We start from the raw sequence: 25,225 nt of genomic DNA on the forward strand, positions 1-25,225 counted from the left end.
GTTATTCGCCTCACTGATTCATGTAATTAACAATGCGAAGTGGAAATCGAAATGCCAAAGATTAAAACTGTGCGTGGCGCTGCCAAGCGCTTCAAAAAAACCGCCGGTGGTGGTTTTAAGCGTAAACATGCTAACCTGCGTCATATTTTGACCAAAAAATCTACTAAGCGTAAGCGTCATCTGCGTCCAAAAGGTCTGGTTTCCAAAGGGGATCTGGGCTTGGTCGTAGCGTGCTTGCCGTACGCATAAGTAAACATTTTTTGAATCAAGATTAAGACTTAAGGAGAGCATATGGCTCGCGTAAAACGTGGTGTAATTGCACGCGCACGTCACAAAAAAGTAATGAAGCAGGCGAAAGGCTACTACGGTGCCCGTTCGCGCGTCTATCGTGTTGCCTTCCAGGCAGTAATCAAAGCAGGCCAGTACGCTTACCGTGACCGTCGTCAACGTAAACGTCAGTTCCGTCAGCTGTGGATTGCACGTATTAACGCTGCTGCACGTCAGAACGGCATCTCTTACAGCCGTTTCATCAATGGTCTGAAAAAGGCTTCTGTTGAAATCGACCGTAAGATCCTGGCTGACATCGCTGTATTCGACAAAGTAGCGTTTGCTGCTCTGGTAGAAAAAGCGAAATCTGCTCTGGCGTAAGCCATCAGATAAAAGAGGGAGCTTGCTCCCTCTTTTGCTTTTTGTTGTTTGGCTTGTGTTTGGCTTGACATTCGGCCCGCTAAGTTTTTCAATAGAATCAGTTTTTTCACTTTTTTAAGGTAATGCAAGCATGCACGCTGCTATTTTCCGTTTCTTTTTTTACTTTAGCGCCTGAATTCAGGAGGCTTTGCGCGTAAGAAAAGAAACGAAAAATAGCGCTGAAAGCCTCCCTCGTGGAGGCTTTTTTTTTGCTTTAACATGGTTTACCGATTTAGGTTTATTCATGAGCGCACTTAAGACGATCGATACCCCCAAATGCGTGAAGTTGCGCCAGGGCAGCGTCAAGCATGAAGGGTATATACCCAGAGCATTTGAAGTGGCGGTTTCTATAGCAGCAACTTCAAGTGCGAAGGGGAGACTCTCACCATCGACAATCGGGCCTAACAGGCTGGAAGAAGAGGAAAGCAATGCCACATCTCGCAGAGTTGGTTGCCCAAGCAAAGGCAGCCGTAGAGAATGCTCAGGATATTGCCACGCTAGATAACGTGCGTGTTGAATATTTGGGTAAGAAAGGCCATTTGACGCTGCAGATGACGTCACTGCGCGAACTGCCAGCAGAAGAGCGTCCCGCTGCGGGTGCTGTGATTAACCAGGCTAAACAGGAAGTTCAGGAAGCTCTGAATGCCCGTAAATCAGATCTGGAATCGGCAGCGCTCAATGCCCGTCTGGCCGAGGAAACCATCGATGTATCTATGCCAGGTCGCCGTATGGAAAACGGTGGCCTCCACCCAGTGACCCGCACTATTGAACGTATTGAAACGTTCTTTGGCGAATTGGGTTTTGCCGTTGAAACTGGCCCAGAAATCGAAGATGACTATCACAACTTCGACGCTTTAAATATTCCTGCTCATCATCCAGCGCGCGCAGACCACGATACTTTCTGGTTCGATGCAAAACGCCTGCTGCGTACCCAAACTTCGGGTGTGCAGATCCGCACCATGAAAGAACAGCAGCCGCCAATTCGCATCATTGCGCCGGGCCGTGTCTATCGTAACGACTACGATCAGACCCACACGCCAATGTTCCATCAAATGGAAGGCCTGATTGTTGATAAAGATATTAGCTTTACCAACTTGAAAGGCACGTTGCACGATTTCCTGAATAACTTCTTTGAAGAAGACTTGCAGATTCGTTTCCGTCCTTCTTACTTCCCGTTCACCGAGCCTTCCGCCGAAGTTGACGTGATGGGCAAAAATGGCAAATGGCTGGAAGTATTAGGCTGCGGTATGGTGCATCCAAACGTGCTGCGTAACGTAGGTATCGATCCAGAAGTTTACTCTGGTTTTGCATTCGGGATGGGCATGGAGCGTTTAACCATGCTGCGCTATGGCGTAACCGATCTGCGTGCATTCTTCGAAAACGATCTGCGTTTCCTCAAACAGTTTAAGTAAGGCGGGATTATCACATGAAATTCAGTGAACTCTGGTTGCGCGAGTGGGTTAATCCTGCCATTAGCAGCGAAGCATTATCCGAACAAATTACAATGGCCGGTCTGGAAGTTGACGGCGTAGAACCGGTTGCTGGCGAATTTAACGGCGTTTTTGTGGGTGAAGTGGTTGAGTGCGGCCAACATCCAAACGCAGACAAACTGCGTGTCACTAAAGTTAACGTGGGCGGTGAGCGTCTGTTAGATATCGTTTGCGGTGCACCAAACTGTCGTAAAGGCCTGAAAGTCGCTGTTGCGACTATTGGTGCGGTATTGCCTGGTGATTTTAAAATTAAAGCGGCGAAACTGCGCGGTGAGCCTTCAGAAGGGATGCTGTGCTCGTTCTCTGAGCTGGGTATTTCCGAAGATCACGACGGCATTATTGAATTGCCTGCAGATGCGCCTATCGGCACCGATATCCGTGAATACCTGAAGCTCAATGATAACGCGATTGAAATCAGCGTAACGCCTAACCGTGCAGACTGTTTAGGGATTATTGGCGTTGCACGTGATGTTGCCGTGCTGAATAAGCTAGCTTTGAACGTGCCAGCGATGGATGCGGTTCCTGCGGCAATTCATGACACCTTCCCAATTACGGTTGAAGCGACCGATGCGTGCCCACGCTATTTGGGCCGTGTGGTGAAAGGTATCAAGGTTAAGGCCGCAACGCCATTGTGGATGCGTGAAAAACTGCGTCGTTGTGGGATCCGTTCAATCGATCCGGTGGTTGATGTAACCAACTATGTTCTGTTGGAACTGGGTCAGCCGATGCATGCGTTTGATTTAAACCGCCTAGAAGGTGGCATCGTTGTGCGCATGGCGAAAGAGGGCGAAAAGCTGACTCTGCTGGACGGCAATGAAGCCACGCTGGCGGCTGATACCTTAGTGATTGCCGATCAGCAAAAAGCGCTGGCGATGGGCGGTATCTTCGGTGGTGAACACTCTGGCGTGAACGAAGAAACACAAGACGTTCTGCTGGAATGCGCATACTTCAACCCGCTGTCTATCACCGGTCGTGCACGCCGTCAGGGTCTGCATACCGATGCTTCTCACCGCTACGAACGCGGCGTGGATCCGGCATTGCAAGCCGCGGCGATGGAACGTGCGACGCGTTTGCTGATTGATATCTGCGGTGGTCAAGCTGGCCCAGTCATTGATGTCACCAACGAAGCAACGCTGCCTAAGCGCGCCACGATCACGCTACGTCGTGAAAAATTGGATCGTTTAATTGGTCATCACGTTGAAGACGCACAGGTTACCGATATCCTTGAACGTTTAGGCTGTAAGGTCAGCTTTGCCAACGATACTTGGCAGGCAGTTGCACCAAGCTGGCGTTTCGATATGGAAATCGAAGAAGATTTAGTGGAAGAAGTTGCCCGTGTTTACGGTTACAACAATATTCCAAACGTGCCGGTGAAAGCTGATCTGATCATGACCGCTCATCGTGAAGCTAACTTGCCGCTTAAGCGCGTGAAAACAATGCTGGTCGATCGTGGCTATCAAGAAGCGATCACCTATAGCTTTGTTGATCCTAAGGTTCAGGCGCTGTTGCATCCGGCGGAAGAAGCGCTGATTTTGCCAAGCCCAATCTCGGTAGAAATGTCAGCGATGCGCCTGTCTCTGTGGAGCGGTTTGCTGTCTGCGGTGGTCTATAATCAAAATCGTCAACAGTCACGTGTACGTTTGTTCGAAACGGGTCTACGCTTTGTTCCTGATACTGCAGCTAATCTGGGTATCCGTCAGGATGTCATGCTGGCCGGTGTGATCGCGGGTAACCGTTACGAAGAGCACTGGAATTTGGAACGTCAGGTTGTCGATTTCTACGATCTGAAAGGTGATTTAGAAGCTATTTTAGATTTGACCGGTAAATTGGATGACGTCCAATTTAAAGCAGAAACTAACCCTGCTTTACATCCGGGACAGAGTGCGGCAATTTATTTAGCAGGCAAACGCGTTGGTTTCATTGGTGTTGTTCATCCTGATCTGGAACGTAAACTGGATCTGAATGGTCGCACCGTGGTGTTTGAAATTGAGTGGGAAGCCCTTGCAGAGCGCCGTATTCCGCAGGCTCGCGAGGTTTCACGCTATCCTGCCAACCGTCGTGATATCGCCGTTGTGGTGGCTGAAAATGTCCCTGCAGAAGATATTTTGGCAGAGTGTAAGAAAGTTGGCGTAAATCAGGTAGTTGGCGTAAACTTGTTTGACGTGTACCGTGGTAAGGGTGTTGCCGAGGGTTATAAGAGCCTCGCAATCAGTCTGGTATTGCAAGATACCACCCGTACACTGGAAGAAGAGGAGATTGCCGCTACCGTCGCAAAATGTGTAGAGGCATTAAAACAGCGATTCCAAGCATCCTTGAGGGATTGAACTTATGGCGCTTACTAAAGCTGAAATGTCTGAACACCTGTTTGAGAAGCTTGGGCTTAGCAAACGGGATGCCAAAGACCTCGTAGAAATATTTTTCGAAGAGGTTCGCCGCGCTCTGGAAAATGGTGAACAGGTTAAGTTGTCCGGTTTCGGTAACTTTGATCTGCGCGACAAAAACCAGAGACCGGGACGTAACCCGAAAACCGGGGAAGATATCCCGATTACGGCGCGCCGTGTTGTTACTTTCCGTCCGGGGCAGAAGCTCAAGAGCCGGGTCGAGAACGCGACACCGAAAGAGTAATACGCAAAACAAAAAGGCCGCCTGCGGGTGGCCTTTTTCTTATCTAACGTCCATTAACTCTGATATTGCGAGATAATCTATAGATGAAAGTGAATGACCTCGTTAGTGTTAAAACCGATGGTGGCCCGCGCCGAATTGGTAAAATTATTGAAGTTGAAGAATTCAGTGAAGGGGTGATGTATTTAGTTACTCTGGATGGTTATCCAAATGGCGTATGGTTTTTTAACGAAATAGATAGCCATGATGGTACATTTGTTGAGCCTTATCACGGTGATGAATAGCCGAAATTCATTATTGTACCCACACCCGATGTTTTATTAGATCACTTTAATTAGCCCTATGCCAAACGCCGACACGCCAACACTTTCATATTTCTCCCTATTGCAGCAGCGCCAGAAGCAGCACGATCGCCGAAAATTGTGGTTCCTAACGCTATTTTTGCTGTTCGCAGTGATAGTCAGCTTGTGCGCGGGCGATCTCTGGATGTGGCCCTCGCAATGGTTAAGCGAAAGTGCCCAGCTTTTTGTCTGGCAGCTCCGCTTACCACGGGTGTTAGCGGTGATGGCCGTCGGTGCTGCGCTGGCTATATCTGGTGCGGTGATGCAGGCGCTGTTTGATAATCCGCTGGCTGAACCGGGGCTTTTAGGGGTCTCCAACGGCGCAGGTGTCGCGCTTGTATTAGCAGTATTACTCGGTCAGAGTTTGCTCCCCGTGTGGGTGCTCAGCACCTGTGCGATTATCGGTGCGCTGGCGATTACCGCTTTACTAATGATATTTGCACATCGCAAATCGCTGACAAATTCTAGGCTGCTGTTGATTGGTGTGGCGCTAGGTATTGCCTGTAGCGCCGTGATGACGTGGGCGGTGTATTTCAGCTCCAGCTTGGATTTACGCCAACTGATGTATTGGCTGATGGGCGGATTCAGCGGCGTTGATTGGCGGCAGAAATGGCTGGTAGCCGCGCTCATTCCGGTATTCGTTTGGCTGCTGTATCAGGGAAAAGTACTTAACTTGATGTCTCTGGGCGATATCCAAGCGCGACAGCTTGGACTCTCGCTGGTGGTGTGGCGCAATTTACTGGTGGTGGCGATTGGCTGGCTAGTTGGCGTAAGCGTTGCGCTGGCGGGCGTGATTGGCTTTGTCGGATTAGTTGTGCCGCACATGCTGCGGCTGATGGGGATCACCGATCATCGTGCACTTTTACCTGCCTGTGCACTGGGTGGTGCCGGTGTGTTGCTGTTTGCCGATGTGGTGGCGCGCGTAGCACTTTTCTCCGCCGAGTTGCCGATTGGTGTGGTGACATCGTCGCTCGGTGCCCCTATTTTTATCTGGATGTTGCTGCGACCACGGAGTGTCAAAGCCTAATGGTGAATCAAAACAGAGATTTTCTTCCGCTGAACTGTCTTTCGTTAAACAACGTCTCCGCCGGGACGCGTCTATTACCTTTTAGTGCGCAGGTGAAGCGTGGGGCGCTTATTCATATCATTGGGCCGAATGGCGCAGGTAAAAGCACGTTGCTATCGCGCATCGCCGGTATTTTACCCGGTGAAGGCGCGATTATGCTTAATCAGATCGATATTGAAAAACTCACCGCGACCGAGCTGGCCCGCTATCGCGCCTATCTACATCAGCAGCAACAGCCTAGCGCAGTGATGCCTGTTTTTCAGTTTCTGGCGCTGCACCAGCCCGCAGGCTGTGATGGGGAGCTGGCTGATGGCGTGGTCGACTATCTGGCAGAAACGCTTAACTTAAGCGATAAACTGGCACGTCCACTAACCCATCTTTCTGGCGGTGAGTGGCAGCGGGTGCGTATCGCTGCCGTGTGTTTGCAGATATGGCCAACGCTCAATCCCCAAGCATCGCTTTTGTTGCTGGATGAGCCGATGAACAGTCTGGACATTAGCCAGCAGGCGGCGGTGGATCGGTTGCTCAAGCAGCTTACTCAACTTGGGATTTGCGTCATCGTCAGTGCGCATGATTTGAATCATACCCAGAGACACGCACAGCAGGTTTGGATGCTCAAGGCTGGGGTGGTATCACAACAAGGTGCTGCAAGGGACGTGATGACGGTGCAAAATCTTTCTGCGCTGTTTGAAATAGACTTTCGTGAATTAGAAAGCGAGGGGCAACGCTGGTTTGTTTATACCCTTCATACTTGAAGCTGCTTCGGTGTTGGCTACGCTCATCGGGATTTACTCACTTGCCGCGTTACTCGGCGATGCCTCGCCCCGTTGGTGCCAGCGCAATCGCTGTTCAAAAGTCTGGAGCCTTTTGTGAAGCAACTCCAATTATTTTGGGTATAACAGACTTAATATTAAATATAGTTAAGCAAATTAATAGCAGGGTAAGTAAATATTTAATTAACTATTACGTTAAATTTTCGATTTAATTCACTTAAATCAATATTCCTTCAACCAATCCCATACTTTTTCCCCATCATCCGCTATGTTTAGACTGCGTTTATCTTAATGTTAATCTAAGCTTTTATACTTATTCTCAGCATAGACAAGCGCTAAGACACGCTTTGGTATTTCTAGTCGCTTTGATTATGTGCTTCAAATTGGATGCCTCGGCATAGAACAAATATAAGGTAACGGATGAAAGAGTTTCTCCCATTTTCTGTCCCCTCAATGGGGGAGGATGAAATCGCTGCGGTTGCTGAGGTATTACGTTCAGGATGGATCACCACGGGCCCTAAATGCCAGCAGCTCGAATCTGCTTTCAGCCAGTACGTTGGTGCGAAACACGCCATTGCCGTGAGCTCTGCTACCGGCGGGATGCACGTGACGCTAATGGCGCTGGGCATTGGCGCGGGAGATGAGGTCATTACGCCATCCCAAACCTGGGTGTCGACGATCAATATTATTACTCTGCTAGGCGCAGAGCCGGTGATGGTTGACGTTGATCGGGATACCTTGATGGTTCAGCCCGCTCAGATTGAAGCGGCCATTACTGAAAAAACCAAGGCAATTATCCCGGTTCACTATGCGGGTGCCCCAGCAGATTTAACGGCGTTAAGAGAGATTGCGGCGCGACACCATATTCCACTGATCGAAGATGCGGCCCATGCGGTCGGCACGCGTTTTGGTGATGAAATGATTGGATCGCAGGGAACCGCGATTTTCTCGTTCCACGCCATTAAAAATATGACCTGTGCCGAAGGCGGCATGGTGGTAACCGATGATGATGAGCTGGCTGATAAAGTTCGTTGCTTTAAGTTTCACGGACTCGCGGTTGATGCGTTCGATCGTCAGGCTCTGGGGCGCAAACCTCAGGCCGAAGTTGTCGCCCCAGGCTATAAATATAACTTAGCGGATATCAATGCGGCGATTGCGTTAGTTCAGCTGGAAAAACTTCCTGCGATGAATGCTCGCCGCCAAGAGCTGGTTGCTCGTTATCGCAAGGCGCTTCAAGGTTCAGCTTTGTTGCCGCTAACCGTTCCGGAATATCCACATCACCATGCATGGCACCTGTTTATGGTACGTGTGGATAAAGACCTGTGCGGAGTCGATCGCAATACCATGATGGAAAAGCTGAAAGAGCATGGCATCGGCACCGGCCTGCATTTCCGTGCTGCGCATACCCAAAAATATTATCGGGAAAAATACCCCGAACTTTGTTTACCTAATACCGAATGGAACTCGGCAAGTTTGATGACCTTACCTCTGTTCCCTGATATGCAAGACAGCGATGTGGATCGCGTTGTGAAGGCAATATCTGACATTCTGGAGTCCTGTAGTGAGTAATAGTGAAGTGAATAAAAATACGGATAACACAATAAAAAAAGTGTCCGTGGTTATTCCTGTCTTTAATGAGCAGGAAAGTTTGCCTATTTTAATTAAACGTACCCATGCGGCCTGTGAGTTGTTAAATAAGCCGTATGAAATTATTTTGATTGATGACGGTAGCCATGATGCTTCTGCGGAAATATTAACGCAGGCGGCTGAGATCCCAGAAAACCATATTGTTGCTGTGCTTTTAAACCGTAACTATGGTCAGCACTCGGCTATTATGGCTGGCTTCAATCAGGTTTCCGGCGATCTAATTATTACCCTCGATGCGGATTTACAAAATCCACCGGAAGAGATCCCGCGCTTGGTTGAAACGGCAGAGCAGGGCTATGACGTGGTCGGCACCGTTCGTGCCAAACGCAAAGACACCTGGTTCCGCAAAACGGCTTCGAAGATGATCAATATGATGATTCAAAAGGCCACCGGCAAATCAATGGGCGATTACGGCTGTATGCTGCGCGCCTACCGTCGCCCTATTATTGAAGCCATGCTGCATTGCCACGAACGCAGCACCTTTATTCCAATTCTGGCCAATACGTTTGCCCGTCGAACCATTGAAATTGATGTTCGCCACGATGAGCGCGAATTTGGGGAATCGAAGTACAGCTTCTTAAAACTCATCAATCTGATGTATGACCTCGTGACCTGCTTGACCACCACGCCTTTGCGCCTTTTGAGCATTGTCGGCAGCGTGATTGCGCTTTCAGGCTTCACTCTGGCGGTCTTACTTATCGCGATGCGTTTGATTTTTGGTCCAACATGGGCCGCTGAAGGGGTATTCACGCTGTTTGCCGTGCTGTTTACCTTCATCGGCGCTCAGTTCGTTGGGCTGGGATTATTAGGCGAGTACATCGGTCGTATCTACAACGATGTGCGCGCACGTCCACGCTATTTTGTGCAAAAAATTGTCTCCGCAGACGCGTTGAAGACCCATGAATCTGTTGAACAACAGGAAGAAGAGTAATGAAAGCCATTGTATTTGCTTACCATGATATCGGCTGTGCAGGACTGAAAGCGCTGAAAGATGCGGGTTATGAAATCTCTGCCGTGTTTACCCACACTGACGAACCCGGTGAGAACCATTTCTATGGTTCAGTTGCACGTGTTGCTGCCGAAATGGAACTGCCTGTTTATGCACCAGATAACGTCAATCATCCCCTGTGGATCGATCGCATTAAGGCACTGAAGCCGGACGTTATTTTCTCATTCTACTACCGCAACATGCTGTGCCAGGACATTCTGGATATCGCACCTCGCGGCAGTTGGAATCTGCATGGTTCACTGCTGCCTAAATATCGTGGTCGTGCACCGGTAAACTGGGCTCTGGTTCATGGTGAAGCGCAAACGGGCGTAACACTGCATCAAATGACGCGTAAAGCGGATGCCGGCGATATCGCCGGACAGTTAGCGGTGGATATTGCTGCTGACGACACAGCACTGACGCTGCATGGAAAAATTCGCGACGCGGCGGTTACTCTGTTAGGCCAGCAGTTGCCATTAATCAAAAATGGTGGTGTAGAAACAACGGCTCAAGATGAGTCTCAGGCGACCTACTTTGGGCGTCGTACTGCCGCAGATGGCCTAATTGACTGGAATAAGTCTGCAACAGTGGTTCACAATTTGGTCCGTGCGGTAACCGAACCTTACCCTGGTGCATTTAGCTACTTAGGTGATAGAAAAATTACCGTGTGGCGTAGCCGAGTGATCGAAGATAAATCAGGCAGCAAGCCGGGTACGGTGCTGTCGGCCAAACCTCTGGTTATCGCCTGCGGTGAAAACGCGCTGGAGATCGTCACCGGGCAAAGCGATGCAGGCTTGTATGCGCAGGGTTCTCAACTTGCCAACGAGATGGGCATTGTGGCGAAAGTTCGCCTGTGGGATAAGCCGAACAGCCTGATCAAGCGCCGCACGCGTGTACTGATCCTGGGCGTAAACGGCTTTATCGGTAACCATCTGACAGAACGTTTGCTGCAAGATGATAATTTCGATATCTACGGGTTGGATATTGGCTCTGATGCCATTGAGCGCTTTATTGGCAATCCGCGTTTCCACTTCGTTGAGGGCGACATCAGTATCCATAACGAGTGGATCGAATATCACATCAAAAAATGTGACGTGATCCTGCCGTTGGTCGCGATTGCTACACCGATTGAATATACCCGCAATCCATTGAAAGTGTTCGAGTTAGACTTCGAACAAAACCTGAAGATTGTGCGTGACTGCGTGAAATATCAAAAACGTATCGTGTTCCCATCCACTTCAGAAGTGTATGGCATGTGCAACGATAAAGACTTTGATGAAGATACCTCTAACCTGATTGTTGGCCCGATCAACAAACAGCGCTGGATTTACTCGGTGTCTAAGCAGCTGTTAGACCGAGTTATTTGGGCTTACGGTGCGAAGAACGAGCTTAACTTTACGCTGTTCCGTCCGTTTAACTGGATGGGACCACGTTTGGATAACCTGAATGCGGCGCGTATCGGTAGCTCACGTGCGATCACCCAGTTGATCCTGAATCTGGTTGAAGGTTCTCCGATTAAGCTGGTAGACGGCGGGGCGCAGAAGCGTTGCTTTACCGATATCAGCGACGGTATCGAAGCGCTGTTCCGCATTATTGAGAACAAAGACGACAACTGTAACGGGCAGATTATCAATATCGGTAACCCTGATAACGAAGCCAGTATTCGTGAACTGGGTGAAATGCTGTTGGATTGCTTTGAGCGTCACCCACTGCGTTCTCACTTCCCGCCATTTGCCGGTTTCAAAGAGATTGAAAGCAGCAGCTACTACGGTAAAGGCTATCAGGACGTTGAGCATCGTAAACCAAGCATCACCAATGCGAAACGCCTGCTGCATTGGGCTCCAACGGTTGAAATGCAACAAACCGTTGAAGAAACGCTGGATTACTTCCTGCGTACCGTAGATCTCAGCGGCGAGGCACAATGAAACGGGTTGGCCTGAGAATTGACGTTGATACGTTTCGCGGTACCCGTGATGGGGTGCCGCAGTTATTAACCATGCTACAAAAGCATGACGTCTTAGGGAGCTTTTTCTTTAGCGTGGGGCCAGACAATATGGGACGCCATTTATGGCGCCTACTGAAGCCGCGCTTTTTGTGGAAGATGCTTCGTTCTCAGGCCGCTTCGCTGTATGGATGGGATATTTTACTGGCCGGCACCTGCTGGCCAGGCAAATTAATTGGCAAGCCTCACGAGCTTATCATTCGTCATACCGCAACATCGGGACACGAAGTGGGGCTGCATTCATGGGACCACCACGGCTGGCAAAAGAACGTGGGTCGTTGGTCTGATGCGCGACTCAAGCGTGAGTTTGAACGCGGTTTAGCGGAAATGCAGCGCATTTTAGGCTATGCGGTAGATTGCTCTGCGGTGGCGGGCTGGCGTGCCGATCAGCGCGTTGTGGATATGAAGCAATCCTACGGCATGCGCTACAACAGCGATTGCCGCGGGACACAGCCGTTTATTCCTCAACTTAGTAATGGTCAACACGGCACGGTGCAAATCCCCGTTACGTTACCGACTTACGATGAAGCGGTAGGGACGTTAACCACCGATGCTCAGTTTAATGATTTCATCATTGATGCGATCAAAAACGACAAAGGCACTCCGGTCTATACCATTCATGCCGAAGTGGAAGGGATCGTAAAAGCTGAGATGTTTGAGCAGCTGTTGATCCGATTAAAAGCCGAAAACATTGAATTTTGCCCGTTGTCTGTGCTGTTGCCAAACGATAGGGCACAGCTCCCAACGGGACGTATCGTTCGTTCATCATTTGAAGGGCGGGAAGGCTGGCTTGGTTGTCAGGCTCCTGCTGTAGAAAACCCAGCGGAGACGTCTTTGTGAGAGTGATTAAAACACTGTCCGGCTTATTGTTCGCCTTGCTGTACCTGTTACCTCTGAACTGGCGTCCGCTCTGGCAGCCAGATGAAACCCGTTATGCAGAAATCAGCCGCGAGATGCTTGCCCGCGGCGATTGGACCGTGCCGCATTTACTGGGGCTTCGCTATTTTGAAAAGCCTGTTGCAGGATATTGGATTAACAACATCAGCCAATGGCTGTTTGGTGACAATAACTTTGCCGTGCGTTTTGGTTCAGTATTCTGTACCGCGCTAAGCACGCTGTTAGTCTATTGGCTGGCCATGCTTATTTGGAAAAACAGCCGCACGGCGATTTTGGCGGCGGTCATCTATTTCAGCATGTTCTTGGTATACGCGGTTGGCACCTATAGCGTGCTAGACCCGATGATCACGCTGTGGATGTCGGCGGCGATGGTGAGTTTCTATCTCACCTTGAAGGCAACTACGCCGAAAGCCAAAGTCGGTGCCTACGTGCTGCTCGGTATTGCGTGTGGCATGGGCTTTATGACCAAAGGGTTCTTAGCCTTGGCGTTGCCTGTTATCAGCGTTCTGCCGATTGTTATCCAACAAAAGCGGGTGAAAGAGCTGTTTTTGTTTGGGCCTATCGCGGTGGTGGTGGCGGCGATCCTGAGCGCTCCGTGGGCGTGGAGTATTTATCTGCGCGAGCCTGATTTCTGGAATTACTTCTTCTGGGTTGAGCATATCCAGCGTTTCGCCGAGTCGGATGCTCAGCATAAAGCGCCGTTCTGGTACTATTTCCCGGTGCTGGTGGCCGGTGTAATGCCGTGGTTAGCGCTATTGCCGGGAGCCATTCGTCACGGCTGGCGCGGTTTCCATCCGGATAGATTCTTCCTGCTCAGCTGGCTGGTAATGCCATTCCTGTTCTTTAGCATCGCGAAAGGCAAGCTGCCCACGTACATTTTGCCTTGCATGGCTCCGCTGGCCTTGCTGATGGCGCATTATGCTTCCGAGCTGGTGGCAAAAGGGCAATGGCGAACGTTTAAAGTCAACGCGGTGATTAACATCCTGTTTGGCGTAGTGGGTGCGATTGCCGTATCGGTTATGGCGCTCGGCCACTTTGAGTCGCCACTGTATGGAACCGGTGAGTTCGGTGAGTTGAGCACCATCTTGATCGGCGTGGTGTGCTTTGCTGGCTGGTCGATATTTGGTGTGATTGCGCTGGTGCGAGGCGGCAAAAACTGGCTCTGGTCGGCAGTGTGTCCGTTGGTGTTAGGATTGCTTATCGCGCAGGCTATTCCCCAGAAGATCGAGAATAGCAAAAACCCTCAGGCTTTTATTGACGATATGATGCCGCAGTTAGCCAGCAGTCGCTATGTATTAAGCGATGAGGTGGGTATTGCCGCTGGGCTGGCGTGGGAACTCAAACGCAGTGATATTCTGATGTTTGATTATTCGGGTGAGTTGAGATACGGCCTAGGGTATCCTGACGCTAAAGGCCATCGCATCAATAAAAACGAATTTGCTGGGTGGTTAACCAACGCGCGCAAAGAGGGCAACGTGAGCTTGATGATCCATCTCTCCAGAGATGAAACGCTCGATCACGAAGGCTTACCTAAGGCCGATAGCGTTGAACAACGAGGTCGTTACGTCGTGCTGTTCTACAAGAAAAGCTAATAATGAGTTATTTGCTCCTTCTGCTCGCCAGCGTTTTTACCTGCGGCGGGCAACTTTGCCAAAAACAAGCGGTGGTGTGCTGGCAACAGCGCCCACCGTCTTCACGCCTAGCCACAACGTTACGCTGGTTACTCGCTGCCTGTTGCTCGCTCGGTATCGCAATGCTGCTATGGCTGCTGGTTCTACAGCGGCTGCCGCTGGGCGTTGCGTATCCGATGCTGAGTATTAACTTCGTGCTGATCACGCTGTGCGCGCACTATTGGTTTGGTGAAAAAGCGGGTGTGCGGCATTGGTGTGGGGTGGCGTTAATTATGCTGGGCATTTATCTAATGAGTCGTGGACTGTGATGAAAAAAGGCTATGTTTGGGCCGCGTGCAGCATTGTTTTAGTCAGTGTGGCACAGGTGCTAATGAAGTCAGGCATGGCGGATATTCCTATTCTTTCGTCGCTAGAGATTGAGCCGCTGACTTTACTCATTGCCTATGCAACCCCCTTGCTGGTGGTGAGCCTAGGGATTTTGGGCTATGTGATGTCGATGGTGTGCTGGTTTTGCGCTCTACGCTATTTGCCGCTTAGCCGAGCTTATCCGCTTTTAAGTTTAAGCTATGCATTGGTTTACGTGGCGGCTATTGCGTTACCTTGGCTGAATGAAACCGTGAGCTGGACGAAAACGGCAGGCGTGATCGCGATATTGGCGGGCGTTTGGTTAATTACTAGCGGCAAACAGGAGACTCCCCACCCGCATGAGCAGGGAGTCGGGTCGAAAAGCGATTAGCGCAAACCGCGAGAATGGTTGTTTTTAGACCAGCTAAAGGTTTCGTCGCTAGGCACAACTTTCTGTTTTTTCTTCTCTGCGCGCACTTTCTTAGCTTCTTTATCCATTTCTAACGCAATTTCTTTCAGCATCTCATCTTTGATTTTGCCTTTTTCGGCATTGGTTAGCGGGCGATCTAAACTTTTTCTGGCCTGAGCCTGTCTTACTTGTACTCGTTGTAGTTGGCTTTCATTCAGGTCTTTTAAAGTCAGTTTTTTCATCGTGCGCACCTTGAGTCAGATTTCATTAGCGTCAGTATTACACAGACATGCGTATTTACAGTTAATAAATGCGGATATTCTAAAATTCCCGCTGACGTAGCAAAAAAATCACGCTAAATTTGCATAATTCTGACTTAGCACGTAAATATGTAGATAATTCGTACAATTTACCAATGAGAACGAACCTAGGTTATGGCTAGGTAAATAAGATAAGCAAAAGGGAAATTATGCGTCTTGGCTTTTTAATGGTAGTGGCAAGTTTGGTGTTGGCAGGCTGTAGCCATAATGCGCCGCCGCCAAGCGGAAAATTATCTGATTCAATCGCCGTGGTGGCGCAGTTGAACGATCAGCTACGCCAATGGAACGGTGCGCCGTATCGTTACGGCGGGTTAGAGCGTAACGGCGTTGACTGCTCGGGGTTTGTCTATCGCACTTTCCGCGACCGTTTTGAAATGCAGCTGCCTCGTACCACCAAGCAGCAAACGTCGCTGGGTACGAAGGTCGATCGCGATGAATTAATGCCTGGCGATCTGGTCTTTTTCAAAACCGGCAGCGGTGAAAGCGGTTTGCATGTGGGTATTTACGATACCGATGAAACGTTTATTCACGCCTCAACCAGTAAGGGCGTTACCCGTTCTTCATTAGATAATGTTTATTGGCGTAAAGTCTATTGGCAGGCACGGCGCTTATAGTTATTAGCCATCTAGTTTTTTAGTTATAATCCTAATTATTCACAAGCGCCCATTTATGGGCGTTTATTTTATATCCGTCATACTTCAAACTGCTTAAAATATGACGGATATATTCCTACCGCAGCCAGCGCAGCGGGATGTTATTATATTGACTATGCAAAGAATAACCGGAATTGACGGATGACCACTTTACGCTTATTGATTTCAGACTCTTATGACCCTTGGTTTAATTTGGCGGTGGAGGAGTGCATATTTCGTCAAATGGCACCCACGCAGCGGGTGTTATTTTTGTGGCGTAATAACGACACCGTGGTGATTGGACGGGCGCAAAATCCGTGGAAAGAGTGCAATACCCGGCGCATGAGCGAGGATGGCGTGAAATTAGCCCGCCGAAGCAGCGGCGGAGGTGCGGTATTCCACGATTTAGGTAATACCTGCTTTACCTTTATGGCAGGTAAGCCCGAATACGATAAAACAATTTCAACCGGCATTATTCTTAATGCGTTGCGCAGCCTCGGCCTTGCTGCCGATGCCTCTGGCCGTAATGACTTAGTGGTCACCACCGCTGATGGCGAGCGCAAAGTATCCGGTTCAGCTTACCGTGAAACCATGGATCGCGGTTTTCATCATGGCACACTGCTGCTGAATGCCGATCTGAGCCGCTTGGCTAATTACCTGCATCCCGATCCGAAGAAGTTACAGGCGAAAGGGATTACGTCGGTGCGTTCCCGCGTGGCCAATCTAGTAGAACTGATGCCTGATATTACCCATGAGAAAATCTGCACGGCGATCGCCGAAGCGTTCTTCGCACACTATGGCGAGCGCGTTGAGGCTGAACATATTTCACCGCGCTATGAGCCAGATATGCCTAATTTCAGCGAACAGTTCCTGAAGCAAAGCAGTTGGGCATGGAACTTTGGTCAAGCGCCATCGTTCACGCATCAGTTGGATGAACGCTTTGTATGGGGCGGCGTTGAGCTGCACTTCGACATTGAACGCGGGCTGATTACGCGCGCTCAAATGTTTACCGACAGCTTAAATCCCGCGCCGCTAGAAATGCTTGCCCAGCGTTTGCACAACGTGGCTTATCGTAGCGATGAAATGGGTGCAGTTGTGGAACAGTTAGCGCAGGAATTCCCTGAACAGCAGGCGGAACTGCATGAACTGAAGCAGTGGCTATCGCAGCAAGTGAAATAAACCCGCCATACCCGCACAGAGTGCCGGTGTTTATATCGAGTCATGCCCTCTACACTGTAAATAAATGCGGTGAAAACAAGAGGGCACATGACTCAGTTTATTAATAGCTACCACGATGAGCTTGCGGGTTTTTATACCGAGCTAAAGCCAACGCCGCTTAAAGATGCGCGCCTGCTGTATTACAGCCAGCCGTTAGCCGATGATTTAGGCCTGAGCCCTGATTTTTTTACCGGTGAATCCGCCGCCGTTTTGCGCGGCGAGGCGCTATTACCGGGCATGAATCCTATCGCTCAGGTTTACAGTGGGCACCAATTTGGCGTTTGGGCGGGGCAGTTGGGCGATGGTCGCGGTATTTTGCTCGGCGAACAACAGCTACCCGACGGGCGCAAATATGACTGGCATCTCAAAGGTGCGGGCCTAACGCCTTATTCAAGAATGGGTGATGGCCGCGCGGTATTGCGATCGGTGATCCGCGAATTCCTTGCTTCCGAAGCACTGCACCATCTCGGCATTCCGACGACCAGAGCGCTAAGTATAGTCACCAGCCAGCAGCCAGTTTTCCGCGAACAGCCAGAGCGCGGTGCCATGCTGATGCGCATCGCGGAAAGCCACCTGCGTTTTGGCCATTTCGAGCACTTCTATTATCGCGAACAACCTGATGAAGTACGAAAACTGGCGGATTACGCGATTCGTCATCATTGGCCGCATCTGGTGGATGAAAAAGATCGCTATGCACTTTGGCTGCGCGATATCGCCGAGCGCACGGCGCGGCTGATTGCGCTGTGGCAAGCGCAAGGGTTTGCGCACGGGGTGATGAATACCGACAACATGTCTATTCTGGGGCTGACCATTGATTTTGGCCCCTATGCTTTCCTCGATGATTACCACCCCGGTTTTATTTGTAACCACTCGGATTATCAGGGGCGCTATGCGTTTGATAACCAGCCTGCGGTGGCCTATTGGAATCTGCATCGCCTAGGTCAGGCGCTTTCTGGCCTGATGACTGCCGATCAAATTCGTGGCGCGCTTGATGCCTATGAGCCCGCGCTGATGGTGGCTTTTGGCGAGCAAATGCGTAACAAGCTGGGTTTCTTTAGCCGAGACAATCAAGATAACGATCTGTTGACCGAACTTCTCAGCCTGATGGCCAAAGAAGGGCGGGATTATACGCGCACATTCCGCCAGCTAAGCCACGTAGAAGTGGCTGAAAACCAAATGGCTCTGCGCGATGATTTTCTCGATCGTGACGCCTTTGATGCATGGCACCGCAAATGGCGCTTACGTTTGCAACAGGACAGCGTGGACGACGCAACGCGTCAGACACAGATGAAATCGGTGAACCCTAAACGGATCTTACGCAACTATTTGGCACAGAACGCGATTGAAGCCGCGGAAAAGGATGACATTAGCGTGCTCACCCGTCTGCATCAGGGGCTGTTAAATCCATATGAAGACGATGCTGCGTTTGATGATTTAAGCGCGCTGCCGCCGGAATGGGGTAAGACGTTGGAGATATCGTGTTCGAGTTAGGGGGATAGGATTAAAATTTCGAGTACATAACGATATGTTCATTTAGTGTAAGGTTTCGTTCGCCCCAAACTCCGCCGGCACATCCTTGTACCGGCGGCTCTCTCAGCCAATACTTAAACAATCAATAAGACAAGATTATATTTTGTCTTTTCCGTGTTAGATGAAATGCATTTTAGAGCCGCCAGCAGGGACGCTGGTGGCAGGTCGAGGGCGTACAGGATGTACGCTCCGAGACCGGTCGGCCAAACGGCTCAGTCAAAAGCGCGAGAGTGTAGAGGTTGCGCGCTGGCAACCTCTACTCGGACGCCTACGCCAGCCGTTTCATAGAAACGTATTTGTTGATTGGCGGACGAAAACCTTCACCGTCTTAATATGAAGGTTTCAGATGAAGGCGACGCCGCCTGCGCTGGGTTAATGTAGCGCGCTAGCGCCTCAAGTATACCTGCGGTTCCCCACACTCTGGATGCGGCATAACGCCCAGATCAGCATGATACCAACGGGTTAGCGTTTCACCGTTTAACACTTCTTGTGGTGTGCCTTGTGCCACCAGTTGGCCTTGATGCAGCAGCAGAATTCTATCGGCATACAGCGCGGCCAAATTCAAATCGTGCAGAATACAACAAACGCCAAGTGGTTCGCTGCGGGTAAGCGACTTCAGCAATCTTAGCGTTTGCTGTTGATGATAGAGATCGAGCGCCGAGGTAGGTTCATCTAGGAATAGCCAACGCGGTTGCGGCTCTGGCTGCCAAAGCTGGGCCAATACGCGAGCCAGTTGAACGCGCTGCTGTTCGCCGCCGGAAAGGGCGCGATAATCACGGTCGGCTAATACATCGCAGCCGGTTTGCGCCATCACGTGTTCAACCGCACGCTGATTGTGCTCGCCTTCGCGTCCTTGGTTTGGATAGGGGGAACGGCCCATCGCAACCACTTCGCGTACGCTAAACGCAAAAGCAAGATCGCTATGCTGACGCATAACGGCACGGGTGCGCGCTAACTGGCGCGGGCTCCATTCTGCCAACGGTTGCCCCTGCAGTTCACAGATGCCTTCGCTCGGTGGCAAGAAGCCGGTCAGCAAGCGCATCAGCGTCGATTTACCGGCGCCGTTAGGGCCGATAATCGCCACCATCTCACCGCTGTGTAAAGCGAGTGAAACCTGCTTGATCAAACGACGCTGACTCAGATGATAGCTGATGCTATGCGCCTGCAACGCTGCGGGGGTAAGACAGATTTCAGATTGCTTATCCAACGCTAAACTCCTTTTGACGTAGAATCAGCCATAAAAAGTAAGGGCCGCCGATCAAGCTGGTCAGCATGCCAACGGGCATTTCCGCTGGAGATACAAGCGTACGAGCCAGCGTATCTGCGGTTAATAATAAACAGGCGCCACCCAATGCCGAGCAGGGAAGCAGCCAGCGGTGGTCGGCACCTAAACGCATGCGTACCAAGTGGGGGATCACCAAACCGATAAAGCCAATCACGCCGCTGACCGCCACGGCTGCGCCCACTAAGACCGCGCTTAGTAGCAGAAGCTGACGCTTGGTTTTAGGCACGTTAATCCCTAAATAGTGAGCTTCTTCATCACCAAGCTGTAAAAGATTCAAACGGCGCGCCATCAGCAGGGCGGCAAGGCTGGCAGGCAGGATCAACGAGGCCGCCGCGAGCAGTGTTCCCCATTGCGCTTGTCCTAAACTGCCCATGCTCCAGAGGGAGAACTGGCGCAGCTGCTGGTCATTACTGACATAGCTGAGAACACCCACCAAGGCGAAGCACAGCGCGTTAATGGCGATACCGGCTAACAGTAAGCGAGACAGCGAACCGTGTCCGCCACGGCTGAGGCCGTAAATGAGTAGGGAGATAAACAGGCTGCCGCCAAAGGCCGCTAGCATATGGCTATACAGTGCCAGCGTAGGCGCTAGCGTCATCGGCATCACAATCACTAGGGCAACGCACAGTGATGCGCCGCTGCTGATGCCTAATAAGGTTGGATCGGCGAGCGGATTGCGAAACAGGCCTTGCATGATGGCACCGGACACCGCCAGCGCAATGCCGACTACCGTGGCGAGTAAAACGCGCGGCAGACGAATATTCAGCCAAACCTGCCACATCGCATCATCTAGCGGTGTTTCCCACAGAGTATGAAATGAAAGGCGTAGGGCGCCTAAGTTGGCAGAGCCTAAACCCAGCGCCAGCAACAGGACGATGAGTACGCTGAATGCAATGCGTGGCGATACTTTTGTCATCTTTGTGCTCGCTCCGCCGCTTCACGCAGCGCCGCTAATGCCGCCGGTGTCTCTAAGCTAAATCCTAGCAGGGCCATATCGTCAACCACCAGAAGCTGTTTGTTTTTAGCCGCAGGGGTTAATGCCATACCCGGCAACGCCCAAACTTTATCCACATTGCCCAAGGTTTTGAAACCATCACGGGTGATCAGAACGAGATCTGGCGCACTGGCCACGACGCCTTCTTGCGACAGCGGGCGATAGCGAGAGAAACCTTGCATGGCATTTTGCGCGCCGCTGGCCTTGATGATCGCATCGGCGGCGGTGTCTTGACCGGCTGCCATTGGGGTCATGCCGCCGTGGCTAAGGATAAACAGCACCTTAGTTTTGAGCGGGGTACGAGGAACGGCGGCCAGCTGTTGCTCATACTTTTGCGTGACCGCAGCGCCTTGTTTTTCAAGATTAAGCGCGCTGGCGACTTGCTGAATTTTATGCGGTACGTTATCGAGTGAAGCTTCTCCGCTGACGGGAACCACTTTCACACCCACATCTGCGATTTGACGCAAAACAAGAGACGGTTCAGCCAGCTCGCTGGCTAACACCATGGTTGGTTTTAGGGAAAGAATGCCTTCAGCGTTGAGTTGGCGCATATAGCCAACGTCAGGCAGATTTTTGGCAGCGGGAAGGGTACTTGTTGTATCTCGTGCAACCAGACGGTCGCCTGCGCCCAGCGCATAAACAATTTCAGTGACGTCACCACCGACGCTAACGATGCGGTCGGCTGCGACGGCGTTCAGAGAGAATACAACCATCAGCGGTGCAGAAAGCACCGCCGCAAAGCGGCGGGCTAATGTCATGCGGCAACTCCATTTAGACGTGGCAGGCCATTAATCTGGGTGCGCCACTGTTCTTGTTCTGGCTGGCCTTCGGTACGTTGGCCGAACAGCTGTGCGATCTGGGTGCCATCTTCAGCAAACAGTTCCAGACTGGTGACAAAACCGTCTTTGGTTGGTTTACGGGTGATCCAGCTTTCTGCAATCGCAGTTTCGATTAAGTGCAGCGTGAAGCGGGCGTTAAAGATATTGATCCATTCGTGATGTGGAACCACGCGTTCGATTTGGCCGGTGAAAATCTGTACACAGCCACGGTTGCCCACGAAAACCATAATCTCGTTTTGGTCTGCTTTGGCAGTGTTCAGCAAGTGGGTCAGCGCGCTGTTATCCACGCGATATGCGAGATCGTCACCGACGGCGGCAAAGGCCTGCTGGCGAGACAGGTTGTGGCGTCCTAGCAGCTGGAAGAATTGGTGAACGTCGGTCATAGCGCGCCATTCAGCGTCGATAACCTGATTATCCACGTTGCTATTTTTGGCTTCGGAGGACGCTGGAACGATCGCTAACGCAGGGTTTTCGTCGCTGACAAAACGGCCAATCAGATCGTTCCAAGCAGCAATGTCGGTGTTCGGTGTAGTATAGACTTTATGCAGCGCATCACCCTGAGCATCAAAGAACTGGATGCAGTGGCGCTCGCCGTTGCGGCTCTCTTCGGTTAGCGTGAAGGCGCTGGTCCAATGCTGCAAGAATAAGCGCAGATCGATGCTGCCCGGATTGAGGATCAAGCCCGCATGGCCGTGCAGGTGTTGGTTTTCGTAGCGACCCAGTTGTTCGTGAACGGCATATTCGTTACGCGTAATCGCTTTAACTTCGCCCACGGCTTCAAGCGCCGCCAGCAAAGTGCGAGCATCGGCATGTAAACGACGTGCGTCATGGCCCACGCGGGCATGGGTTAATTCAGCCTCGCTCACGTTCAGGATAGCGGCCAGATCGCGGGCATATTTTCCACTGTTCTGCTCTTTGGCAGTCAGGTATTGCTCATAGAGTGCAGGTTTCATCTTGTCTTCCTTTATAGGGTGCTTAAATCAATCAAACGGGTTGTGCCTGTTTTATATGTGCTAAACCTCCCCCCTTATTGGGGGAGGTTTTTATCGTTGCGATGCGTTCATTACCACTGATAGCTGACCAGTACCTTGCCGTTGATACCGTCCTGAATAACGCCCTGCGACGAGTAATATTCTTTGTCGAAGGCGTTACCCAGCACGACGCTGGTGGTCATGCCGTTGAACGAATCCTTACCTTTGTAGCTGACGTAGAAATCATTCACGCCGTAGCCAGCCTGCGGTGCGGTACCAGTGTTAACCTGATTGTTACGATCGGCGAAGGTGCCGACCCAGCCCACAGAGAAACCGGTATTGCTGATAGGTACATTCAGCTGGCTGGTGACGGTGTCTGGGTTGATGTTGTCGAGCCATTCGCCGGTTTTCTGATCTTTACCGCGAGTACGGTTGTAGGCCAGATTCCAACCGAACCAATCGGTTTGGTATTCCAAGGCGGCATCCCAGCCCCAGATTTTGGCGCGATCGATGTTGGTTGACGTGGTGCTGCAGTCGATACAACCAAATCCACCGTTGACGAAGCCCATATCCATGGTGACTTGCGTTTTGATGTAGTCTTTGGCTTTGGTGCCGAAGTAGCTGGACTTGAACTTCAGGGAGTCATTCGCCATCAGCACGTCATCAAAGCGCAGACCAAAACCAACTTCCTGAGTTTCATTGGTTTCTGGCTTCAAATTCGGGTTTGGCTTCCAGTAGTTCGCCATGCCTGGGCCCATCTGGAAGTGCAGGGAGTCGTTATACATCTCACCCATGGTTGGGGCGCGGAACGCCTGTGCATAGCTACCAAACACCATCAGCCAATCAGTCGGATTAATGGTCATGGCCGCACGAGATGACCATTTATCCGCGTTGACGTCGTCATAACCGTCGCTGCTGCCTTTGTAGTTGTCGTAACGGGTACCGGCAACGATATCAACAGGCAGATCGCGCAGGGTAATTTCATCCTGCAACCAACCAGAGGCAAATTTGATGTCAGCCTGTGGGAAACCGGTGGTTGCGCCGCCCGGGGTTTGTTTCTGCTTGTAGGCTTCGGTGCCGTAAGTCAGCAGGTGAGACGCAAAACTGTCAGCAAATAAACGGCTACGGTTTTCTAATTTTGCACCGTTGGTGGTTTGCTTACGTTTCTCATAAGACGTGCCGGTTGGGCTGGCGTTGATTTTGACTTCAGAGGTATAGCCGGTCAGCTTGGCATCAAGCCAATCTTGCCCAACCGGTTTTAAGCTGTAGCTCGCCTGCGCATCACGCTGAATGGTGGAGCGGTCGGTCATCACGTTACCGGTGCCCGCGTCTTCAGTCTGCGGGTTTTTAGGCTCGCGTGCGGCGTTGTTGTAGTAACGCAGATCGCCAGACAATGACTGGTTTTCATCGATGGTCCACGTGCCTTTGGTCAGCACGTTGCTGATGGTTTCATCGTTAGGAGAGTCAAAACCGTTGCTCATGCGCAGATTGCCGCGATCGCGGGTACTGAATGAGATGATGCCGTCTAAATCATCGGTTTTACCGTAGGCGCTGGCGCCCATGCCTAGACTGTGATCCTGTGTGCCAGCGGTGCCAAACACGCGGTAACCGGTGGTTTTACCCGGCATCAGCAGGTCTGCTGCATCAACGGTTTCATAAGAGATCACGCCGCCCAATGCGCCGCTGCCATACAGCATTGCCCCTGGGCCACGCACCACCTCAACGCGTTTGATCAACGCCGGATCGAGGAACGTGCCATTTAGGTGGCCGGTGTCAGTACCTTGGCGTACACCATCAACCAGAACCAAAACGCCACGACGATCGTAGCCGCGCATGCTGATGTCTTGTCCGTTTGCACGGCTACCACCGGAAATAGTTACGCCTGGGATATGGCGCAGCATGTCGGGTGCAGAGCTGGCGGTCAGGGTTTCAGGATCGTTGTTTTCGAGAACGGATACCATCATTGGTGCTTCGAAGCTGTCGCGTTCGTTACCCGTGGCGGTGACCGTCATCGTGTTTTGCTGTTTGCTGTCTTTGCCACCGGCCGGGGTATTCCCCGTGTAGGCAATTTCTTGCGATGTCGATCCTGAGGTTGTCTCAACCAAGGCTTCAGCATGCGCAAAGAGCGGTAGGGCGCAAGCAACAGCAATGCTTAAGCGAGAAGGGCTAAAGGTTGAACGAGCCAGCCTGGCGCGGGTAGAACAAGACATGGGGCAACACTCCGTATGTACGAAAACATAGCATCAGGGTTGCTGGCTGCCTTGCCTCAATGAGGCTGGGTGGCTGGCAAAGTTAATGTTTAAATTAAATGAATGATGTACTGATTATTTGGTCAGGATCAGCTTGCCTGATTTTGTTTGGCGCAGTTGGTACTGTTCACCTTGATGCTGAATAATGACTTTTCCTTCATCACCTAGGAGTGTGTGGCTATCGATGATTGCCGCAGCCGAGGTAAAAAACGTGGGGCTTTGGTGGGTCGATAAACTCAACAGGTCAACAGATTGAGGATCAATATTCGGCTTTTCCATGTGCGCTCTT

26 protein-coding genes and 1 other annotated feature are annotated in these 25,225 nt (G+C 51.0%); of the genes, 19 read left to right on the top strand and 7 right to left on the bottom strand.

All coding sequences use genetic code 11. From position 1 onward, the window contains the following. Positions 1–51 precede the first annotated feature (51 nt). The 16 genes from rpmI (at position 52) to arnF (ending at position 14,880) form a co-directional block, all read left to right on the top strand. Positions 52–249: a 50S ribosomal protein L35 gene (gene rpmI / locus AB3Y96_RS10790; RefSeq protein ID WP_025801266.1), complete on the top strand. Its 198-nt coding sequence runs from the start codon at positions 52–54 to the stop codon at positions 247–249. A gap of 42 nt (positions 250–291) precedes the next feature. Further along, positions 292–648, top strand: a complete 357-nt coding sequence (rplT, locus tag AB3Y96_RS10795; RefSeq protein ID WP_004089950.1) for a 50S ribosomal protein L20 — start codon at positions 292–294, stop codon at positions 646–648. A gap of 125 nt (positions 649–773) precedes the next feature. After that, positions 774–898, top strand: a sequence feature (Phe leader region). Next, on the top strand, positions 779–823 hold the full coding sequence (gene pheM, locus AB3Y96_RS10800) for a pheST operon leader peptide PheM (protein WP_121626058.1): 45 nt from the start codon (positions 779–781) through the stop codon (positions 821–823). It overlaps the preceding feature by 45 nt. Positions 899–1,115: 217 nt before the next feature. Continuing rightward, positions 1,116–2,099, top strand: a complete 984-nt coding sequence (pheS, locus tag AB3Y96_RS10805) for a phenylalanine--tRNA ligase subunit alpha (RefSeq protein ID WP_025801267.1) — start codon at positions 1,116–1,118, stop codon at positions 2,097–2,099. Between the two features lie 14 nt (positions 2,100–2,113). Then, positions 2,114–4,501, top strand: a complete 2,388-nt coding sequence (gene pheT / locus AB3Y96_RS10810; protein ID WP_367299149.1) for a phenylalanine--tRNA ligase subunit beta — start codon at positions 2,114–2,116, stop codon at positions 4,499–4,501. A gap of 4 nt (positions 4,502–4,505) precedes the next feature. Then, positions 4,506–4,802, top strand: coding sequence for an integration host factor subunit alpha (ihfA, locus tag AB3Y96_RS10815; protein WP_004089944.1), 297 nt, complete (start codon positions 4,506–4,508; stop codon positions 4,800–4,802). 83 nt (positions 4,803–4,885) lie between these two features. Then, positions 4,886–5,083: a protein DsrB gene (gene dsrB, locus AB3Y96_RS10820; protein WP_367299150.1), complete on the top strand. Its 198-nt coding sequence runs from the start codon at positions 4,886–4,888 to the stop codon at positions 5,081–5,083. A gap of 58 nt (positions 5,084–5,141) precedes the next feature. Beyond that, positions 5,142–6,167 (top strand): vitamin B12 ABC transporter permease BtuC, encoded by a 1,026-nt coding sequence (gene btuC / locus AB3Y96_RS10825; RefSeq protein ID WP_367299151.1) that lies wholly within the window; start codon positions 5,142–5,144, stop codon positions 6,165–6,167. Continuing rightward, positions 6,167–6,961: a vitamin B12 ABC transporter ATP-binding protein BtuD gene (btuD, locus tag AB3Y96_RS10830; protein WP_367299152.1), complete on the top strand. Its 795-nt coding sequence runs from the start codon at positions 6,167–6,169 to the stop codon at positions 6,959–6,961. Before btuC ends, btuD begins: the two co-directional genes overlap by 1 nt. Before the next feature lie 438 nt (positions 6,962–7,399). Then, on the top strand, positions 7,400–8,548 hold the full coding sequence (gene arnB / locus AB3Y96_RS10835) for a UDP-4-amino-4-deoxy-L-arabinose aminotransferase (RefSeq protein ID WP_367299153.1): 1,149 nt from the start codon (positions 7,400–7,402) through the stop codon (positions 8,546–8,548). Next, positions 8,541–9,557: an undecaprenyl-phosphate 4-deoxy-4-formamido-L-arabinose transferase gene (arnC, locus tag AB3Y96_RS10840; RefSeq protein ID WP_367299154.1), complete on the top strand. Its 1,017-nt coding sequence runs from the start codon at positions 8,541–8,543 to the stop codon at positions 9,555–9,557. Before arnB ends, arnC begins: the two co-directional genes overlap by 8 nt. Beyond that, entirely contained in the window at positions 9,557–11,539 is a 1,983-nt protein-coding gene (arnA, locus tag AB3Y96_RS10845; protein WP_072307224.1) for a bifunctional UDP-4-amino-4-deoxy-L-arabinose formyltransferase/UDP-glucuronic acid oxidase ArnA, read from the top strand. Before arnC ends, arnA begins: the two co-directional genes overlap by 1 nt. Next, entirely contained in the window at positions 11,536–12,456 is a 921-nt protein-coding gene (gene arnD, locus AB3Y96_RS10850; protein ID WP_072307225.1) for a 4-deoxy-4-formamido-L-arabinose-phosphoundecaprenol deformylase, read from the top strand. The genes arnA and arnD overlap by 4 nt, the downstream gene beginning before the upstream one ends. Continuing rightward, positions 12,453–14,105 carry a lipid IV(A) 4-amino-4-deoxy-L-arabinosyltransferase gene (gene arnT / locus AB3Y96_RS10855; RefSeq protein ID WP_367299155.1) on the top strand — a complete coding sequence of 551 codons (1,653 nt, stop codon included), beginning with the start codon at positions 12,453–12,455 and terminating at the stop codon, positions 14,103–14,105. Before arnD ends, arnT begins: the two co-directional genes overlap by 4 nt. Further along, a complete protein-coding gene (gene arnE, locus AB3Y96_RS10860) occupies positions 14,105–14,452 on the top strand; it encodes a 4-amino-4-deoxy-L-arabinose-phosphoundecaprenol flippase subunit ArnE (protein ID WP_175421578.1) in 348 nt (115 codons plus the stop codon). The genes arnT and arnE overlap by 1 nt, the downstream gene beginning before the upstream one ends. Beyond that, entirely contained in the window at positions 14,452–14,880 is a 429-nt protein-coding gene (arnF, locus tag AB3Y96_RS10865; RefSeq protein WP_072307228.1) for a 4-amino-4-deoxy-L-arabinose-phosphoundecaprenol flippase subunit ArnF, read from the top strand. The genes arnE and arnF overlap by 1 nt, the downstream gene beginning before the upstream one ends. On the opposite strand, the gene AB3Y96_RS10870 is transcribed toward arnF, so the two are convergent. Then, complete coding sequence (locus tag AB3Y96_RS10870; protein ID WP_040045005.1) at positions 14,877–15,140, bottom strand: DUF3811 domain-containing protein; 264 nt, start codon at positions 15,138–15,140, stop codon at positions 14,877–14,879. The two genes, arnF and AB3Y96_RS10870, sit on opposite strands and share 4 nt — an antisense overlap. A gap of 227 nt (positions 15,141–15,367) precedes the next feature. Between AB3Y96_RS10870 and AB3Y96_RS10875 the strand changes: the two genes are divergently transcribed. From AB3Y96_RS10875 to AB3Y96_RS10885, 3 genes are all read left to right on the top strand, one after another. Next, positions 15,368–15,832: an NlpC/P60 family protein gene (locus AB3Y96_RS10875; RefSeq protein WP_367299156.1), complete on the top strand. Its 465-nt coding sequence runs from the start codon at positions 15,368–15,370 to the stop codon at positions 15,830–15,832. A gap of 180 nt (positions 15,833–16,012) precedes the next feature. Continuing rightward, positions 16,013–17,029 carry a lipoate--protein ligase A gene (locus tag AB3Y96_RS10880; RefSeq protein ID WP_367299157.1) on the top strand — a complete coding sequence of 339 codons (1,017 nt, stop codon included), beginning with the start codon at positions 16,013–16,015 and terminating at the stop codon, positions 17,027–17,029. 87 nt (positions 17,030–17,116) lie between these two features. Continuing rightward, positions 17,117–18,559, top strand: coding sequence for a YdiU family protein (locus AB3Y96_RS10885; protein WP_367299158.1), 1,443 nt, complete (start codon positions 17,117–17,119; stop codon positions 18,557–18,559). A 424-nt stretch (positions 18,560–18,983) separates the two neighbouring features. Here AB3Y96_RS10885 and AB3Y96_RS10890 read toward each other — a convergent pair whose 3' ends face one another. The 6 genes from AB3Y96_RS10890 to hemP form a co-directional block, all read right to left on the bottom strand. After that, positions 18,984–19,805, bottom strand: a complete 822-nt coding sequence (locus tag AB3Y96_RS10890; protein ID WP_367299159.1) for a heme ABC transporter ATP-binding protein — start codon at positions 19,803–19,805, stop codon at positions 18,984–18,986. Continuing rightward, positions 19,798–20,799 (bottom strand): iron ABC transporter permease, encoded by a 1,002-nt coding sequence (locus tag AB3Y96_RS10895; protein ID WP_072307233.1) that lies wholly within the window; start codon positions 20,797–20,799, stop codon positions 19,798–19,800. Before AB3Y96_RS10895 ends, AB3Y96_RS10890 begins: the two co-directional genes overlap by 8 nt. Then, positions 20,796–21,635: a hemin ABC transporter substrate-binding protein gene (locus tag AB3Y96_RS10900; RefSeq protein ID WP_367299160.1), complete on the bottom strand. Its 840-nt coding sequence runs from the start codon at positions 21,633–21,635 to the stop codon at positions 20,796–20,798. The genes AB3Y96_RS10895 and AB3Y96_RS10900 overlap by 4 nt, the downstream gene beginning before the upstream one ends. Beyond that, the gene (locus AB3Y96_RS10905; RefSeq protein ID WP_367299161.1) at positions 21,632–22,669 is read right to left on the bottom strand and encodes a hemin-degrading factor; all 1,038 of its coding nucleotides are present in this window, start codon (positions 22,667–22,669) and stop codon (positions 21,632–21,634) included. The genes AB3Y96_RS10900 and AB3Y96_RS10905 overlap by 4 nt, the downstream gene beginning before the upstream one ends. Before the next feature lie 110 nt (positions 22,670–22,779). Beyond that, complete coding sequence (locus AB3Y96_RS10910) at positions 22,780–24,897, bottom strand: TonB-dependent hemoglobin/transferrin/lactoferrin family receptor (RefSeq protein WP_367299162.1); 2,118 nt, start codon at positions 24,895–24,897, stop codon at positions 22,780–22,782. 114 nt (positions 24,898–25,011) lie between these two features. After that, positions 25,012–25,215 (bottom strand): hemin uptake protein HemP, encoded by a 204-nt coding sequence (hemP, locus tag AB3Y96_RS10915; protein WP_072307237.1) that lies wholly within the window; start codon positions 25,213–25,215, stop codon positions 25,012–25,014. Positions 25,216–25,225 lie beyond the last annotated feature (10 nt).

This window comes from Hafnia alvei, from assembly GCF_964063325.1.
Lineage (GTDB): Bacteria > Pseudomonadota > Gammaproteobacteria > Enterobacterales > Enterobacteriaceae > Hafnia > Hafnia alvei_B.